Annotated in this window: 15 protein-coding genes and 1 pseudogene; all 16 read left to right on the top strand. The window is 63.7% G+C overall.

Translation table 11 applies throughout. The features are described 5' to 3' along the window. Positions 1-100 precede the first annotated feature (100 nt). The 16 genes and pseudogenes from paoA to IVB07_RS08320 all read left to right on the top strand — a co-directional run bounded on the left by paoA (position 101) and on the right by IVB07_RS08320 (position 14,634). Entirely contained in the window at positions 101-733 is a 633-nt protein-coding gene (gene paoA, locus IVB07_RS08395) for an aldehyde dehydrogenase iron-sulfur subunit PaoA (protein WP_026233964.1), read from the top strand. Then, positions 730-1,683: a xanthine dehydrogenase family protein subunit M gene (locus IVB07_RS08390; RefSeq protein WP_247409592.1), complete on the top strand. Its 954-nt coding sequence runs from the start codon at positions 730-732 to the stop codon at positions 1,681-1,683. The genes paoA and IVB07_RS08390 overlap by 4 nt, the downstream gene beginning before the upstream one ends. Then, positions 1,680-3,899 (top strand): aldehyde oxidoreductase molybdenum-binding subunit PaoC, encoded by a 2,220-nt coding sequence (paoC, locus tag IVB07_RS08385; RefSeq protein WP_247454111.1) that lies wholly within the window; start codon positions 1,680-1,682, stop codon positions 3,897-3,899. The genes IVB07_RS08390 and paoC overlap by 4 nt, the downstream gene beginning before the upstream one ends. A gap of 105 nt (positions 3,900-4,004) precedes the next feature. Next, complete coding sequence (locus IVB07_RS08380) at positions 4,005-5,021, top strand: zinc-dependent alcohol dehydrogenase family protein (protein WP_247454114.1); 1,017 nt, start codon at positions 4,005-4,007, stop codon at positions 5,019-5,021. Between the two features lie 17 nt (positions 5,022-5,038). Beyond that, a complete protein-coding gene (locus IVB07_RS08375; protein ID WP_247454116.1) occupies positions 5,039-6,247 on the top strand; it encodes an arabinose transporter in 1,209 nt (402 codons plus the stop codon). Positions 6,248-6,336: 89 nt separating this feature from the next. Beyond that, complete coding sequence (locus tag IVB07_RS08370; RefSeq protein WP_346659454.1) at positions 6,337-7,026, top strand: carboxymuconolactone decarboxylase family protein; 690 nt, start codon at positions 6,337-6,339, stop codon at positions 7,024-7,026. A gap of 101 nt (positions 7,027-7,127) precedes the next feature. Next, positions 7,128-7,523: a cupin domain-containing protein gene (locus IVB07_RS08365; RefSeq protein WP_247454138.1), complete on the top strand. Its 396-nt coding sequence runs from the start codon at positions 7,128-7,130 to the stop codon at positions 7,521-7,523. Positions 7,524-7,678: 155 nt separating this feature from the next. Next, a pseudogene (locus IVB07_RS08360) lies at positions 7,679-8,432 on the top strand (glucose 1-dehydrogenase). Positions 8,433-8,486: 54 nt separating this feature from the next. Further along, the gene (locus tag IVB07_RS08355; RefSeq protein WP_247454121.1) at positions 8,487-8,900 is read left to right on the top strand and encodes a cyclophilin-like fold protein; all 414 of its coding nucleotides are present in this window, start codon (positions 8,487-8,489) and stop codon (positions 8,898-8,900) included. Between the two features lie 134 nt (positions 8,901-9,034). Then, entirely contained in the window at positions 9,035-9,445 is a 411-nt protein-coding gene (locus IVB07_RS08350; protein WP_247454123.1) for a hypothetical protein, read from the top strand. Between the two features lie 575 nt (positions 9,446-10,020). Then, complete coding sequence (locus IVB07_RS08345) at positions 10,021-10,761, top strand: FadR/GntR family transcriptional regulator (RefSeq protein WP_247395285.1); 741 nt, start codon at positions 10,021-10,023, stop codon at positions 10,759-10,761. 31 nt (positions 10,762-10,792) lie between these two features. Then, positions 10,793-11,692: an NAD(P)-dependent oxidoreductase gene (locus tag IVB07_RS08340; RefSeq protein WP_247767589.1), complete on the top strand. Its 900-nt coding sequence runs from the start codon at positions 10,793-10,795 to the stop codon at positions 11,690-11,692. 10 nt (positions 11,693-11,702) lie between these two features. Then, positions 11,703-12,386 carry an amino acid ABC transporter permease gene (locus IVB07_RS08335; RefSeq protein WP_247454126.1) on the top strand — a complete coding sequence of 228 codons (684 nt, stop codon included), beginning with the start codon at positions 11,703-11,705 and terminating at the stop codon, positions 12,384-12,386. A gap of 7 nt (positions 12,387-12,393) precedes the next feature. Next, entirely contained in the window at positions 12,394-13,062 is a 669-nt protein-coding gene (locus IVB07_RS08330) for an amino acid ABC transporter permease (RefSeq protein WP_247454128.1), read from the top strand. A gap of 2 nt (positions 13,063-13,064) precedes the next feature. Continuing rightward, the gene (locus IVB07_RS08325) at positions 13,065-13,823 is read left to right on the top strand and encodes an amino acid ABC transporter ATP-binding protein (protein WP_247454130.1); all 759 of its coding nucleotides are present in this window, start codon (positions 13,065-13,067) and stop codon (positions 13,821-13,823) included. 16 nt (positions 13,824-13,839) lie between these two features. After that, positions 13,840-14,634 (top strand): transporter substrate-binding domain-containing protein, encoded by a 795-nt coding sequence (locus IVB07_RS08320; RefSeq protein WP_247454133.1) that lies wholly within the window; start codon positions 13,840-13,842, stop codon positions 14,632-14,634. Positions 14,635-14,660: the final 26 nt, after the last annotated feature.

Below are 14,660 nucleotides of genomic sequence, written 5' to 3'. Positions count from 1 at the left end.
CGCTCGCAAGAACTTGCGTACAGTTTGGGAATTGATCGGCAGCGGAACCGCGCCTGCGACCGCACCCGGGCCAACCCACCAGGAACGAAGCGGTGAAGACATGCCAAAATCCGAACTGGAAGTTTCGAGGCGGCGTCTTCTCGCCGCCAGTACGGCCACAGCCATGATCGGCGTCGTCCCGGGCGCACCGGCGCAATCGCAAGCGGCGAGTCGGAAAGCGCCGCAAGCCGCTGTCGCCTTCGAGGTGAACGGGAAGCCGTGCAGCCTTCAACTGGACACCCGCACGACGCTTCTCGATGCCTTGCGCGAGCATCTCCGTCTGACCGGAACAAAGAAGGGCTGCGACCAGGGCCAATGCGGGGCGTGCACCGTGATCGTGAACGGAGTGCGCATCAATTCCTGTCTTACGCTTGCGGTCATGCACCAAGGCGACAGGATCACCACGATCGAAGGATTGGGTCAGCCGGAGCGCCTTCATCCCATGCAGGCGGCCTTCGTCAAACACGACGGCTACCAGTGCGGGTACTGCACGCCCGGGCAGATCTGCTCGGCGGTGGCGGTGCTCGACGAGATCAAGTCGGGAATCCCGAGCCACGTCAGCGGCGACCTGACCGCTTCACCTGAACTGACGAATACCGAGTTGCGCGAACGCATGAGCGGCAACATCTGCCGGTGCGGTGCCTACTCCAACATCGCCGAGGCAATCGCCGAGGTCGCCGGGAGCAGCACATGAAGGAATTCACCTATGAACGAGCCGCTTCGTCTCAAGAAGCGGCCGCAAAGGCCCAGCAAACGAGAGGTGCGAAGTTCATCGCGGGCGGCACCAATCTTCTCGACCTGATGAAGCTCGAGATCGAGACGCCCCGTCATCTCATCGATGTCAATGGTCTCGGTCTCGACAAGATCGAGAATACCGAGGGCGGCGGAATCCGGATCGGCGCGTCGGTCAGGAACACAACGCTCGCCGCCGACATGCGCATCAGGCGCGACTATGGTGTCCTCAGCCGGGCGCTGCTCGCCGGCGCCTCGGGCCAGCTCCGCAACAAGGCGACGACCGCCGGCAATCTGCTCCAGCGCACGCGCTGCCCCTATTTCTACGACACCAATCAGCCTTGCAACAAGCGAAGCCCCGGCTCCGGTTGCGCAGCGATCGAAGGCGTCAGCCGACAACTGGCGGTCATCGGATCGAGCGAAGCATGTATCGCGACCAACCCCTCCGATATGGCCGTCGCCATGAGAGTCCTAGACGCTCAGATCGAGACGGTCGACGACAAAGGGCAGACGCGCAAGATTCCGATCGCAGAATTCCATCGCCTGCCCGGAGATACGCCTCACATCGAGACGACGCTCACCCCAGGTGAACTGATCACCGCGGTGACGTTGCCGCCACCCGTCGGCGGAACGCACATCTACAGGAAGGTGCGCGACCGCGCGTCCTACGCCTTCGCGCTGGTCTCCGTCGCTGCAATCCTGCAGCGCGACGGGACCGGGCGGGTAGCCGTCGGCGGCATCGCCCACAAGCCGTGGCGGGTCGAAGCCGCCGAAGCCGAGCTTCCTAAAGGTGCAAAGCCCTTCTCCGCAGGGTTGCTCGCCGATGCAAAACCCACCAACGCCAGCGCGTTCAAATTACCGTTGGTCGAGCGGACCGTGGCCGCCGCCATGAACGAAATGAGGCAGCGATGAAGTTCGACAGACCCGCCGAAACCAACCCCATCGACCGCTTGCGTGTCGTCGGTCGCGCCCATCCCCGCATCGATGGCCCCTTGAAGACCACCGGGAAAGCGACCTACGCATATGAGCACCACGACGTCGTGACCAATCCGGCCTACGGTGTCATCGTGGGGTCGGCGATCGCCAAGGGACGCATCAAGAGCATGAACCTGGCGGAGGCGCAGCGCGAGCCTGGCGTCATCGCCATCGTCACGGCCGAGAGCGCCGGCAAGCTCGGCAAGGGAAAATTCAACACGGCAAAGCTGCTCGGCGGTCCCGAGATCGACCACTACCATCAGGCGGTCGCGGTGGTTGTCGCGGAAACGTTCGAACAGGCGACGGCGGCAGCCGGGCTGCTATGGATCGAATACACGCCCTCTGAAGGCAGCTTCGATCTCGAAGAGGCGCTGAAGGCCGCACCCCTTGCGAAGGACCCGAACAGTCCCGAGAAACAGGGGCCACCCGAAAGTCGCGTCGGCGACTTCGAGCCGGCCTTTGCTCAGGCGCCGGTGAAGCTGGACGAGTTCTACACGACCCCCGACCAGAGCCATTCGATGATGGAGCCTCACGCCTCGATCGCGGCCTGGAACGGCGACAAGCTCACGGTGTGGACGTCGAACCAGATGATCGACTGGGGCAGGACGGATCTCGCGACCACCATCGGCATCCCCAAAGAGAACGTCCGCTTCGTGTCGCCGTACATAGGAGGCGGCTTCGGCGGCAAGCTGTTCCTGCGCTCGGATGCGGTGATGGCCGCGCTGGCAGCGAAGGCCGCCGGCCGTCCGGTGAAAGTCGCATTGCAGCGGGCGCTCATTCCCAATAACACCACACACCGCCCCGCCACCCGGCAGCGTATCAGGATCGGGGCGGGCCCTGATGGACGCATCGTCGCCATGGCGCACGAGAGCGGCTCCGGAGATCTTCCTGACGGTCAACCGGAGACGGCAACCAATCAGACGAGATTGCTATATGCCGGCGCCAATCGCCTGACAGCGATGCGCCTCGCCGTCTTGGATCTGCCGGAAGGGAACGCGATGCGCGCTCCTGGCGAGGCGCCAGGCATGATGGCGCTCGAGATCGCAATGGACGAATTGGCCGAGAAGCTTGGTCTGGACCCGGTCGAGCTACGCGTGCGGAACGACACCCGGGTCGACCCCGAGAAGCCGGACCGTCCGTTTTCTCAGCGCAATCTGGTGCGCTGCCTGCGCGAGGGCGCCGAGCGGTTCGGCTGGCAGCGCCGAAGCGCGTCTCCGGGCGCGGTGCGGGACGGACAATGGCTGGTGGGCATGGGCACAGCAGCCGCGTTCCGCAACAATTTGCTGATTCCTTCGGGGGCGCGCGTTCGTCTGGGAACGGACGGGGTGGTTGTCGTCGAAACGGACATGACCGACATCGGCACCGGCAGCTATACGATCATCGCGCAGACGGCCGCCGAGATGATGGGGGTCGACCTCGACAAGGTCGTGGTTCGGCTTGGCGATTCCTCTTTCCCTGTTTCGTCCGGATCCGGAGGACAGTTCGGCGCGAACTGTTCGACTTCGGGCGTTTACGCGGCATGCGTAAAGCTTCGGGAAGCCGTTGCGCAGCGGCTCGGCTTCAACTCGGCGGACGCTACGTTCTCGGATGGGCATGTGCTTAGCGGCAATCGTTCTGCGAAGCTTGCGGACGCCGTCCGCCAAGGAGATCTGCTCGGCGAGGACAAGATGGAATGGGGCGGCCTCGACAAGAGCTACCAGCAGTCGACCTTCGGTGCCCACTTCGTCGAGGCTGCCGTCGATAGCTTCACTGGCGAGATCCGAATCCGCCGCATGCTCGCGGTGTGCGCAGCCGGCCGAATCCTGAATCCGCTAACCGCGCGCAGCCAGGTCGTCGGAGCCATGACCATGGGCGCGGGAGCCGCCTTGATGGAGGAACTCGCGGTCGACAAGCGGCGCGGGTTCTTCGTGAACCACGACTTGGCCGGTTATGAAGTGCCGGTTCATGCCGACATACCGCATCAGGAAGTGATTTTCCTCGACGAGGCTGACGACAAGGTCTCGCCCATGAAGGCGAAGGGCGTGGCCGAACTCGGCATATGCGGAGTTGCCGCCGCAATTGCCAACGCAGTTTACAACGCAACCGGCGTCCGTGTCCGTGAATACCCGGTGACCCTGGATAAACACCTGGATCGCTTGCCGGCGGTTTCTTGATTTGTGCTGCCGTCCGCATCGGTCTCGGCGGTCACAACCGCTGGTAACTAAGGCAAGTTCGTGTTGCGCATCGAGCATCTTTCACCAACCTGACGGAGAACAGTCATGCTTGCCACAGTCATGTACGGGGCGGGCGACGTCCGTTGCGAACAAGTCGACGACCCGAAACTCGTCAAGCCGACGGATGCCATCATAAAGTTGTCGGCCACCTGCATCTGCGGGTCAGACTTGTGGCCGTATCGCGGATTGCAGCCGACGGATGGTCCGGCTCACATGGGTCACGAATACTGCGGCATCGTCGTCGAAATCGGCAGCGAGGTCAGAACCGTCCGCCCTGGGCAGTTCGTCGTCGGCTCGTTCTGCCTGTCCGACAATACCTGCCCGCACTGCAAGTTCGGCTTTCACTCCTCCTGCGTGCAGCGCGAATTCGTGACGGGCGCGCAGGCGCCGTACGCGCGAGTGCCGCTCGCCGACGGAACGCTCGTCGCCACCGCCGAAGTGCCGGACCAGGACTTGGTCCCGCACTTGCTGGCGACGTCCGATGTTCTCGGGACGGGCTGGTACGCCGCGGACGCCGCCAACGTCCGAGCAGGCTCGACGGTGGCCGTCGTCGGCGACGGCGCAGTGGGACTCATGGGGGTGCTGGCAGCGAAGGAGATGGGGGCAGAACGCATCATCGCCATGAGCCGGCACAAGAGCCGCCAGGAACTGGCACGCGGCTTCGGGGCGACCGACATCGTGGCAGAACGGGGGGGACCCGGCATCCAGCGAGTGAAAGAGCTCACGGCCGGCATCGGTGCGGATTCGGTTCTGGAGTGCGTCGGCAAGCAGGAATCCATGACCCAAGCCATCGATTCCGTGCGTCCCGGCGGCTCGATCAGTTACGTCGGGGTACCTCATGGCGTGACCTTCGACGGCCAGGCGATGTTCTTCGCGCAACGTCGAATGCTGGGCGGACCCGCCCCGGTCCGTCGCTTCCTGCCCGATCTGATGGATCGCGTTCTGAAGGGCAGGATCAAGCCTGGCAAGGTGTTCGATCTCACGCTGCCTCTGGCCGAGGTCGCGGAAGGCTACCGCGCAATGGACGAACGGCGTGCGATCAAGACGATGCTCACGGTGTGAGCGGAGGGCGTCCTTGCATGTCGGTAACAACACTCCCAACGCCGCCCGTGGCGCAGAGCCTCCCCGCTACTCTGCTGCCGATCATGGGGGTGGTCTTCGTCGCTTTCCTCGTCATCGGCATCGCGATGCCCGTCCTTCCGCTTCACGTCCATGACGGCTTGGGTCAGGGAACGTTCGTGGTCGGCCTGGTCGCCGGCAGTCAGTTCGCGGCGTCTCTGGTCTCGCGGCCGTGGGCGGGCAACTTTTCGGACAGCAAAGGAGCCAAGCGCGGCGTGGTCGTTGGGCTGGTCGCTGCCGCTGCGTCGGGGTTGCTGTACCTCGTTTCGCTTTATTTTACTTCGGTTCCCGGGGTCTCCGTGGCGTTACTGCTGCTGGGGCGAGGACTTCTGGGCGGCGCCGAGAGCTTCATCATCACAGCCGCGGTGAGCTGGGGGCTGGCGCTCGTCGATGCCGGCAGCACGGGCAAGGTCATTGCGTGGATAGGCATGGCGATGTTCGCGGCCTTCGCGATCGGCGCGCCTGCTGGCTCTGCCCTGTACACGAAGTACGGCTTCGCTGCCATCGCTGCCGCGACCGCCGCAGCGCCTCTTGCTCCCTTGATGCTTGTTGCGCGGCTTCCCGCCGTTGCCCCCACGCACCACGCCCGCTTCTCGTTCGTCGAAGTGATCGGCGCCGTCTGGGTACCGGGCCTCGGCTCGGCTCTGGGCAGCGTGGGATTCGGAGCCGTGACCACGTTCGTCGCCTTGCTGTTCGCGAACCACGGATGGGAGAACGGATGGCTCGCCTACACTGCCTATGCGGTTGCCTTCATCACGGCCCGGATCTTCTTCAGCCATGTGGCCGACAAGCTCGGCGGCGCCAAGGTCGCGCTGGTGTGCACGGTCATCGAAGCCGCGGGTCAGGCACTGATCTGGATGTCCTCCCGGCCCGAGATGGCGTTGCTTGGCGCCGCACTGACCGGCTTCGGCTTCTCGCTGGTCTATCCCGGGTTCGGCGTCGAAGCGGTCCGCCGCGTTCCGGCACACAGTCGCGGCCTGGCGATGGGCGCCTACACTGCGTTTCTCGATCTTGCCCAAGGCCTCGCCAGCCCTGCTCTCGGATTGATCGCAGCCGGCGCTCGGTTGAACCTCGTGTTTCTCGTTAGCGGTGGCACCGTCCTCTGCGCGGCACTCGTCGCTTCGTGGCTGATCGCGCACCCGTCAAATCTGGAAGGATCCTCGCAATGAGAATGCTCGCAGCGGCCATGGTTTCATTTTGCCTGTTTGCTGGCGGCTCCGCCGTCGCGGGACAGGAATCCACCGAAGGAGCAAAGACCATGTCAAAGCCGGAAGATGTCCGCGCGGTTGCGCCTGCCCTCGAAGGCTACGCGCAAAAATTTGTCCAGTGCGATCTCTGGAACCGGCCGGGTCTCTCAGCTCGGGACCGCAGCATCGTCACGGTCGCGGCGCTCATCGCCCGAAATAAGACGGTGGAGCTGCCGTACTATCTAGCTCTCTCGCTGGAGAATGGCGTGAAGCCCTCGGAGATATCGGAGATAATCACGCATTTGGCCTTCTACACCGGCTGGGCTAACGCGATGGATGCGATCCCGGCGGCGAAGGCAGTCTTCGAGAGCCGCAACGTCGGGCCCGATCAGCTCCCGCCGGCGTCGCGGCCGCAGCTACAGCTCGACGAGGCGCGGGAGAAGCAGCGGACGACGCTCGTCGCGGAGCAGTTCGGGCAGATCACGCCCAGCCTTGTCCAGTACACGACCGACGTGCTGTTCCGGGATCTGTGGCTCAGGCCGGCGCTGGCTCCGCGCGACCGAAGCCTGGTCACCGTGAGCGCTCTCATCTCGACCGGTCAGGTCGCGCAGATCACCTATCATCTGAACCGCGCCATGGACAACGGGTTGACGCGGGAGGAAGCCGGCGAGGTGCTCGGCCATCTCGCCTTCTACGCCGGCTGGCCCAACGCGTTTTCCGCGGCGCCGGTCATCAAGGACGTCATCGAGAAGCGTCCGTGATCACGCGCAGGGCCGTCCTCATTGTTGGCAGCGTCGCCATCGCCGACATTCACCACCCGCTGGTGTTCGCGGCTGGAACACAGAAGGAGACGGAAATGGACATCGACATCAAGAGAAACGGCGCCCGCCCTTCACAAAAGGGGCCTCAGGACTGGTTCACCGGGACGGTGCGCATCGATCCGCTATTTCAGGCGCCAGAACCGGCCCGGGTGAGCGGCGCCTATGTCACGTTCGAGCCTGAGGCGCGGACCGCTTGGCACACGCACCCGCTTGGCCAGACGCTGATCGTCACCGCCGGCCTTGGCTGGGTGCAGCGCGAGGGCGGTTCGGTCGAGGAAATTCGCGCAGGCGATGTCGTGTGGTTTCCGCCGGGACTGAAGCATTGGCACGGCGCATCGGCGACGACCGCCATGACGCACATCGCCATCCAGGAATCTCTCGACGGCAAGAATGTTGAATGGATGGAGAAGGTCCGGGACGAACAATACCGCAAGTGATCGAGCGGCGACCGAAGCGGTCGGATTCCGGCTTGCCAGGGTTGAGTCCGCTTTTGAGGGCGCTGATCCCGTTCGACGGAGGATTTGATTTCCTCTCAGCCACTCTACGTCCACCAAACTAGCCCGACACAGCCAATTCCAGGAGGTAGACAGCAATGACCGGTTCAAAACGCTTTGAAGGAAAGACTGCTTTCATCACTGGAGCCGCAAGCGGCATCGGCCGAGCGACCGCTATAGCCTTCACTGCAGGGCGCGCGCGTTGCTATCACGGACAGAGGAGAGGCCGCGCTACAGGAGACTGCCGAGCAGGTGAGGGCCGTCGGTGGAGACGTGCTGACGGTCACCTGTGATGTCTCAAAGCCTGAAGAGGTCGCATCGGCGCTGGCCAAGGCAGTCAAGGCCTTCGGCCGCATCGACTGCGCATTCAACAACGCTGGAGTTGAGAACAAAGCGGCGCCGCTTCATGAAATCGAGTTGGAGGAGTGGAACCGCGTTCTCAACATAAACCTTCGTGGCACCTTCATCTGCATGAAGCATGAGATCGCACAGATGTTGAGCCAAGGCGGCGGCGTAGTCGTAAATACCTCATCGGGTGCCGGCATCCGCGGTGTCGCGGGCGGTGCCTCCTATGCCGCTTCCAAGCATGCGATCATCGGCATGACCAAGTCCGCCGCAATCGACTATGCCAAGCAGAACATCCGCGTGAACGCTGTTTTGCCCGGCAACATAGCGACGCCCATGATGGACCGCTTCACGGAGGGCGACATTCAGAAGGCGATCGATCTGGAACCGGTAGGCCGTCTCGGAAAGCCCGAGGAGATCGCGGAGGCCGTACTATGGATGTGCTCGGACCTCGGCGGCTTCGTGACCGGGGCCTCGATAGTGGTCGACGGCGGTTGGTCGCTTTAGGTGCCCCCCGGCGACTGCAAAATAATCTCGCAACGTCAGGACAGACGAATCTCTATGCGCAATTTCCAGATCGCTGCAGCCGCTCTCGCGTTTTCTTCAATGGAGCCCGCCATGGCCCAAGAACGTATCCGGATTTCATCGGACTGGGGGAATGTCACCGCCGAGCTCTCCGACAATAACGCGGCGCGCTCGTTTGTGAGCATGCTGCCGTTCACGATTCAAATGAGCGACCACCTGCGCCAGGAGAAGACAGGCAGTCTTCCGTCGCCGCTGCCGGAGGTTTCGCGTCAGCGGGATTTCGACGTGGGCACACTAGGGCTGTGGGGACCCGATCACTTCGTGATCTATTATGGCAAAGGGAGGGTCCCACAGCCCGGGATTGTGATACTCGGGAACGTGACGGGGGATGTCTCCGTTTTCGACCGTCCCGGCCCGATCGCTGTTCGCGTCGAGGCCGAGAAACGGTAAGCTAGGGGACAATGGGCACCGCATAGCGATTTCGGCGCTTTCAAAGGCGAGGTGTCTCCGGATTGGCTTGGGCGCGTTGATCGCGGTGCCCTCTCCTGCACGCCCGCCATGGGGCGCTGATAGCTCGAGGCGGTGTGAACCTCCAGGTGACGGTCCTCAACATCCTGGTGAGCTATCCGGATGGCTTCCCCGTCATGGAGGACCTCAAACGCGACATGGCCATCCTTGCGACCAGCGGCCGCGATTGGGCGGACCGGACCAAGCGCCTCGCCGCACGGGTGCCCGATCTCGACATCTTTCCCGGGCTGGTCGGACGCAGCAGCAGCGGATGGCAGATCACTGCCAAGGGACGGGCGGTGCTCGAGTTCATGGAAGCCCGCCCCGCTGCGAGCGAACCGATGCAGGCGCCTTTGGTCGAGGAAGCTCCGACTGAGATAGTCGCTGCGGAGCAAATTCCTGCGCTGCGGCAGCCCGCTGACCGTGCCGGCGCAAACGCCGCGAACGGTGGCGCGAGGCGCGAGCGAGCGAGCGCGATAGCGTCCTGATCAAAGAAAGAAGCCGCCAGGTGGGCTCGGCGGCTTGATAGTCCCGAACTGTCGAGTGCTTCCCCCAGCCCCCCGCGTACCGCCGTTACCTTGTTTGCGGCCATACCACCCGATCGGGCGCGTTTCGATTCGGTCATCGGGGTGCCGAGTTGTGCACGGGGTGGATTACAGAGCCGGCAAGGCACGGAAGCCGCGACCGCTCCGCCGACCCCGACCACGCCCAGCACCCCGCATTTGAATGGAGGGCCCGTTCCCTGCGGATGTCCCTTCAGTGGAACGACGCTGCTATCCAGGTTACCGCGATGCGGCCTGCCGTCAAATCGCCTTACCCCCGATGCTGCGGAGCAAGGGCCATCTGGATGAGTGCCTTCCGCAGTGCTCCGCGGTCAGCCGTCGGGCACGATCGCAAGGAGGCGTCGTTTCAAGACACGCCTGGGGGCCGCGCACTACACGACTCCAGCTCGGTCACTTTGCATATGAACCCGGAATCCCACGGATAACCCACATCAAAGGAGTTGACGAGGTGAGCTTGTCATCATACTGGTCTGACCAAGATCAGACCAAAAGAGATCGGGATGGAGCTTAAGCGCGCGGCCGAAGGCGAAAAAGGGTTTGAGAAGGTGTTTGCCTTCCTGCGCGAACGCCTGCTCGCGGGCTCGCTCAGGCCCGGCGACCGCCTGGTTTCGGAACGCGAGCTCGCCACCCTGCTAGGCGTTAGCCGGCCGATCGTTCGCGAGGCGCTGCGTGCCCTCACGGTGCTCGGCATCGTCGAGATCCGCGACCGCATCGGTACTGTGGTGACCCGGCCGGACGTCTCGGTACTGAACGACTTCTTCACCTTCGCCCTCGCCCACCAGGCGGACATGCTTGACGACGTCATGCAGGCGCGCGTCGCGATCGAATGCCAGGCGATCCGCCTCGCCTGCGAGCGCGCCAACATTGCCGATTTCGAACGGCTGCAGCGTGCACTGGCGAAAATCGGGGAGACCATCGACGAGGCCGATGCGGGCGGCATGGCCGACTTCGAATTCCATCGCGCCATCGTCGTGGCCTCGCATTCGGAGACGTTGACGGTCCTGCACGGGTCGCTGGCGGGTCTGCTGACGCATTCGCATCGCAGCCGCCGCAAGCTGGTGCAGGCCTTCCCGTCGATGAAGACGTACCTCATCGACGACCACCGGCGCATCTTCGACGCGATCATCGCGCGCGACCCTGAGCGAGCAGATGCGACGCTGCGCAAGCATTTTGCCATCGGCGACGAATACCGCAGGCGGGCCGTCGTCGGCGATACCGACAAGACCAGCGCCTCACGCTGATCGCGGACTAACCAAGAAACGGACGAATAACATGGGACGGAACGACAAGGGCAGCGTCGGCTTCATCGGCGTCGGCACGATGGGCGTGGAGATGGTGCGCAACCTTCTGAAGGCGGGGCACGCGGTGCACGCGTTCGATCTCAACGAGACCGCCGTAGCCGATATCGTCAAGGAAGGTGCGATCCGGGCCAAGAACCCGGCCGATGCGGCGCAAGGCGCCGACATCGTCGTCACCATGCTACCCGACACGCCCCATGTCGAGGCGACCGTTTACGGCGAGCATGGGCTGCTGAAGTCGCCGCCGCCCGGCAAGCTGATCGTCGACATGAGCACGATCTCGCCGGTCGCGGTCCGCCGTATCCATGCCGACCTGCAAAAAGTTGGCGTCAGCTTCATCGACGCGCCGGTCTCGGGTGGGCCGTTGGGCGCCAAGAACGCCGCACTCTCGATCATGGCCGGTGGCGATGCGAGCGCCTTCGCGCAGGCCGAACCGTTCTTCCGAGCGATGGGCACCACCATCACGCATGTCGGCGCGTCCGGCGCCGGGCAGACCGTCAAACTCTGCAATCAGCTGATCTGCGGCATCAACATCCAGGCCATCTGCGAGGCCCTCGCGCTCGGGCGCGCTTCGGGCCTCGATCTCAATCTGCTGCGCCGGGTGCTGCTCGGAGGCTCCGCGGCCTCCTGGATGCTCGACAAGCTCGGCCCCGCGATGATCGCCGGTGACGTCTCCGCCGGCTTCCGGATCGATCTGCAGCTCAAGGACCTTCGCCTGGTGCAGGAGCACGCGCAGGCGCTGAGCGTGCCGCTGCCGGGCACGGCGCTCGTCACCAGCCAATATGTGGACGCGCGCGCGCATGGCGAAGGCAACAATGGCAACCAGGCGCTATTCCGCGTCTATGACCGCATGACCAACCAGACCACCGGCTGAACCTGACACAATGAGCGTGCAACTCGACTTCCCCGCAGTGCTGGAGCGTTGGCCGAGCTTTCTCGCCGGCGCCGCGCTGACGCTGGAGTTGGCGGTTTTCGCGACCGTGCTCGGCGCCCTGTTCGGCACGCTTGCAGCCGTCGGCCGCGGCTCGCACAGCGCGCTGATCGCCGGCGCCTGCAAGGTCTACGTCGAATCAATCCGCAACACGCCCCTGCTGGTGCAGATCTTCCTGGTCTATTTCGGCCTCGCGAGCCTGGGACTGAAACTCTCGGCTTTCTCCGTGGCGGTGGCCGCGTTGACTATCAATGTCGGCGCCTATACCGCCGAGATCATGCGCGCCGGCTTCGAGGCGATCCCTCGCGGACAGATCGAGGCCGCCGAAGGGCTGGCGCTGTCACGCCTGCAGATCTACTGGCACATCATCCTGCTGCCGGCGGTCGAGAAGGTCTATCCGGCGCTGACGAGCCAGTTCGTGCTGTTGATGCTGGCCTCCTCGGTCTGCTCGCAGATCTCGACCGAAGAGCTCACTGCGGTCGCCAACTACGTCCAGTCGGACACGTATCGTGCGTTTGAGACCTACATCATCGTCGCCGTGCTCTACATCATCCTGTCGCTGGTGATGCGCGCGGGCTTCTGGGGCCTCGGCCTCGTGCTGTTCCCGCGCCGTCGCCGGCTCGGCACACCGTTGTGAGATGACCATGGGCGGACATCTCAACATCAACCATCTGATGTTCCTCGGCCAGGGCGCGCTGTGGACCATTGGCCTATCCGTGATTGCGCTGATCGGCGGCAGCATCGTGGGTTTCGTGATTGCGCTGGCACGCATCTCGCCGCTCAAATCGGTGCGGATCGCCAGCGGCGTCTATGTCCAGCTCATCCAGGGCACACCGCTGCTGGTCATCCTCTTCCTCGGCTATTTCGGCCTCGCAGCAATCGGCCTCAAGGTCTCCTCACTGACGGCCGCCGGCGCCTCGCTGACACTCTATGTCGCCGCTTATCTCGGCGAGATCTGGCGTGGCTGCATCCAGTCCGTGCCGAAGCCGCAATGGGAGGCTGCCGAAGGCCTCGCGCTGAGCCGGACCCAGCGCATGATGAAGGTGATCCTGCCGCAGGCGATCCGCATCGCGACGCCGCCCACCGTCGGCTTCATGGTGCAGATCATCAAGAACACCTCGCTCGCTTCCGTCGTCGGCTTTGTCGAGCTGATGCGCTCGGGCCAGATCGTCAACAACTCGCTTTTCGAGCCGTTCGTCATCTACGCCGTCATCGCCGTCGCCTATTTCACCATGTGCTATCCCCTGTCGTTGTTCAGCCAGAAGCTGGAACGTCGCATGGGGCGTGGCAAGTTTCACCTTGCACCGGCCTGAAGATGCAGCAGAACGCCTCCTCCTCCGAACCGATTGTGTCGCTCCGCGACGTGCAGAAGAGCTTTGGCTCGCTGCGGGTGCTCGATGGTGTCAGTTTTGCCGTCGAGCGCGGCGAGGTGCTGGCGCTGATCGGCCGCTCCGGCTCCGGCAAGAGCACGGCGCTGCGCTGCATCGACCGCTTCGAGAAGGTCGACGGGGGCGAGATCGTCGTCTGCGGACATCGGGTCGATCGTCCCGACGTCGACCTTCGCGCGCTGCGCCAGGACGTCGGAATCGTGTTCCAGAGCTACAATTTGTTTCCGCATCTCACGATCGAGCAGAACATCACGCTGGCGCCCTCTGCCGTGAAGGGCATGACAGCGTCGCAGGCCAAAGACCTTGCGCGAAAAGTGCTGGCGCAGGTCGGGCTCGAGGAGAAGCTTCACGCCTACCCGGAGCAGCTTTCCGGGGGCCAGCAGCAGCGCGCCGCAATCGCCCGCTCGCTCGCCATGCAGCCGAAAGTGATGCTGTTCGACGAGGTCACATCCGCGCTCGATCCGGAACTCACCGGCGAAGTGCTGAAGGTGATCGAGCAGCTGGCGGCTGATGGCATGACCATGGTGATGGTCACCCACGAGATGGGCTTTGCCAAAGGCATCGCCGACCGAATCGTCTTCATGCATCGCGGCAAGGTTCACGAAACCGGACCTGCCTCGATCCTGACGTCGCCGACGACCCCCGAACTCACGCAATTCGTGGGCACGGGAAACTTAAAATCATAGTAGGGAGGAACTAGGAATGACCAACAAGACATTGCTGGGAGCTGCCGCCGCGCTGTGTGGCCTCGTCGTGATGGCGGCGACGCCGGCGTCAGCCGACTTGCTCGACGATATCACGCAGGCCAAGAAGATCCGCATCTCGACCGACCTCGCCATCCCACCTTCGGGCATGATGGACTCGAGCATGAAGCCGACCGGCTCCGACGTCGAAGTCGCGCAGCTGCTCGCCAAGGACTGGGGACTCGAGCTCGAGTTCATCCAGACCACCGGCGCAACCCGTATCCCGAACGTCCTGACCGGCAAGGCCGACATCATCATCTCGACGCTGTCTGTGACGCCCGATCGCGCTAAGGTGATCGATTTCACCAAGCGTTATGCGACGCTGCAATCCGACGTCGGCTGCCTGAAATCATCGACGGTCAAGGACTGGCCCGACCTCAAGGACAAGTCGATCGGCGTCTCGCGCGGCACCACGCAGGACACGACCCTGTCCAACATGAAGGACAAGGACCTCAAGATCTCCCGTTACGATGACGACGCCACCATGGTCACGGCGGCTGTGTCCGGTCAGGTCGACTGCGTCGCCTCGTCCGCGACGATCATCAACCAGATCGGCGTGAAGAACCCCTCGCGCGTGTTCGAGTCCCGGATTCCGCTGGCGACCTTCGACCTCGCCATCGGACTGAAGAAGGGTGAGCCGCGCCTGATGGACAAGCTCAACGCCTGGATCACCGAGAACGTCAAGAACGGCAAGCTCAATGCGATCTACAAAAAATTCCACGGTGTCGAGCTGCCGCCGGATATGCGTAGCTAAGACCGGAAACAATCGTGGCAGCCGCA

Source organism: Bradyrhizobium sp. 172 (assembly GCF_023101065.1).
Lineage (GTDB): Bacteria > Pseudomonadota > Alphaproteobacteria > Rhizobiales > Xanthobacteraceae > Bradyrhizobium > Bradyrhizobium canariense_D.
This window is presented reverse-complemented; position numbering and strand designations above follow the sequence as displayed.

Bases quoted from the DNA above. Each gene is read 5' to 3' on its own strand.
- paoA (WP_026233964.1), top strand. From the start codon at position 101: ATGCCAAAATCCGAACTGGAAGTTTCGAGGCGGCGTCTTCTCGCCGCC.
- IVB07_RS08390 (WP_247409592.1), top strand. From the start codon at position 730: ATGAAGGAATTCACCTATGAACGAGCCGCTTCGTCTCAAGAAGCGGCC.
- paoC (WP_247454111.1), top strand. From the start codon at position 1,680: ATGAAGTTCGACAGACCCGCCGAAACCAACCCCATCGACCGCTTGCGT.
- IVB07_RS08380 (WP_247454114.1), top strand. From the start codon at position 4,005: ATGCTTGCCACAGTCATGTACGGGGCGGGCGACGTCCGTTGCGAACAA.
- IVB07_RS08375 (WP_247454116.1), top strand. From the start codon at position 5,039: ATGTCGGTAACAACACTCCCAACGCCGCCCGTGGCGCAGAGCCTCCCC.
- IVB07_RS08370 (WP_346659454.1), top strand. From the start codon at position 6,337: ATGTCAAAGCCGGAAGATGTCCGCGCGGTTGCGCCTGCCCTCGAAGGC.
- IVB07_RS08355 (WP_247454121.1), top strand. From the start codon at position 8,487: ATGCGCAATTTCCAGATCGCTGCAGCCGCTCTCGCGTTTTCTTCAATG.
- IVB07_RS08345 (WP_247395285.1), top strand. From the start codon at position 10,021: ATGGAGCTTAAGCGCGCGGCCGAAGGCGAAAAAGGGTTTGAGAAGGTG.
- IVB07_RS08340 (WP_247767589.1), top strand. From the start codon at position 10,793: ATGGGACGGAACGACAAGGGCAGCGTCGGCTTCATCGGCGTCGGCACG.
- IVB07_RS08335 (WP_247454126.1), top strand. From the start codon at position 11,703: ATGAGCGTGCAACTCGACTTCCCCGCAGTGCTGGAGCGTTGGCCGAGC.
- IVB07_RS08330 (WP_247454128.1), top strand. From the start codon at position 12,394: ATGGGCGGACATCTCAACATCAACCATCTGATGTTCCTCGGCCAGGGC.
- IVB07_RS08325 (WP_247454130.1), top strand. From the start codon at position 13,065: ATGCAGCAGAACGCCTCCTCCTCCGAACCGATTGTGTCGCTCCGCGAC.
- IVB07_RS08320 (WP_247454133.1), top strand. From the start codon at position 13,840: ATGACCAACAAGACATTGCTGGGAGCTGCCGCCGCGCTGTGTGGCCTC.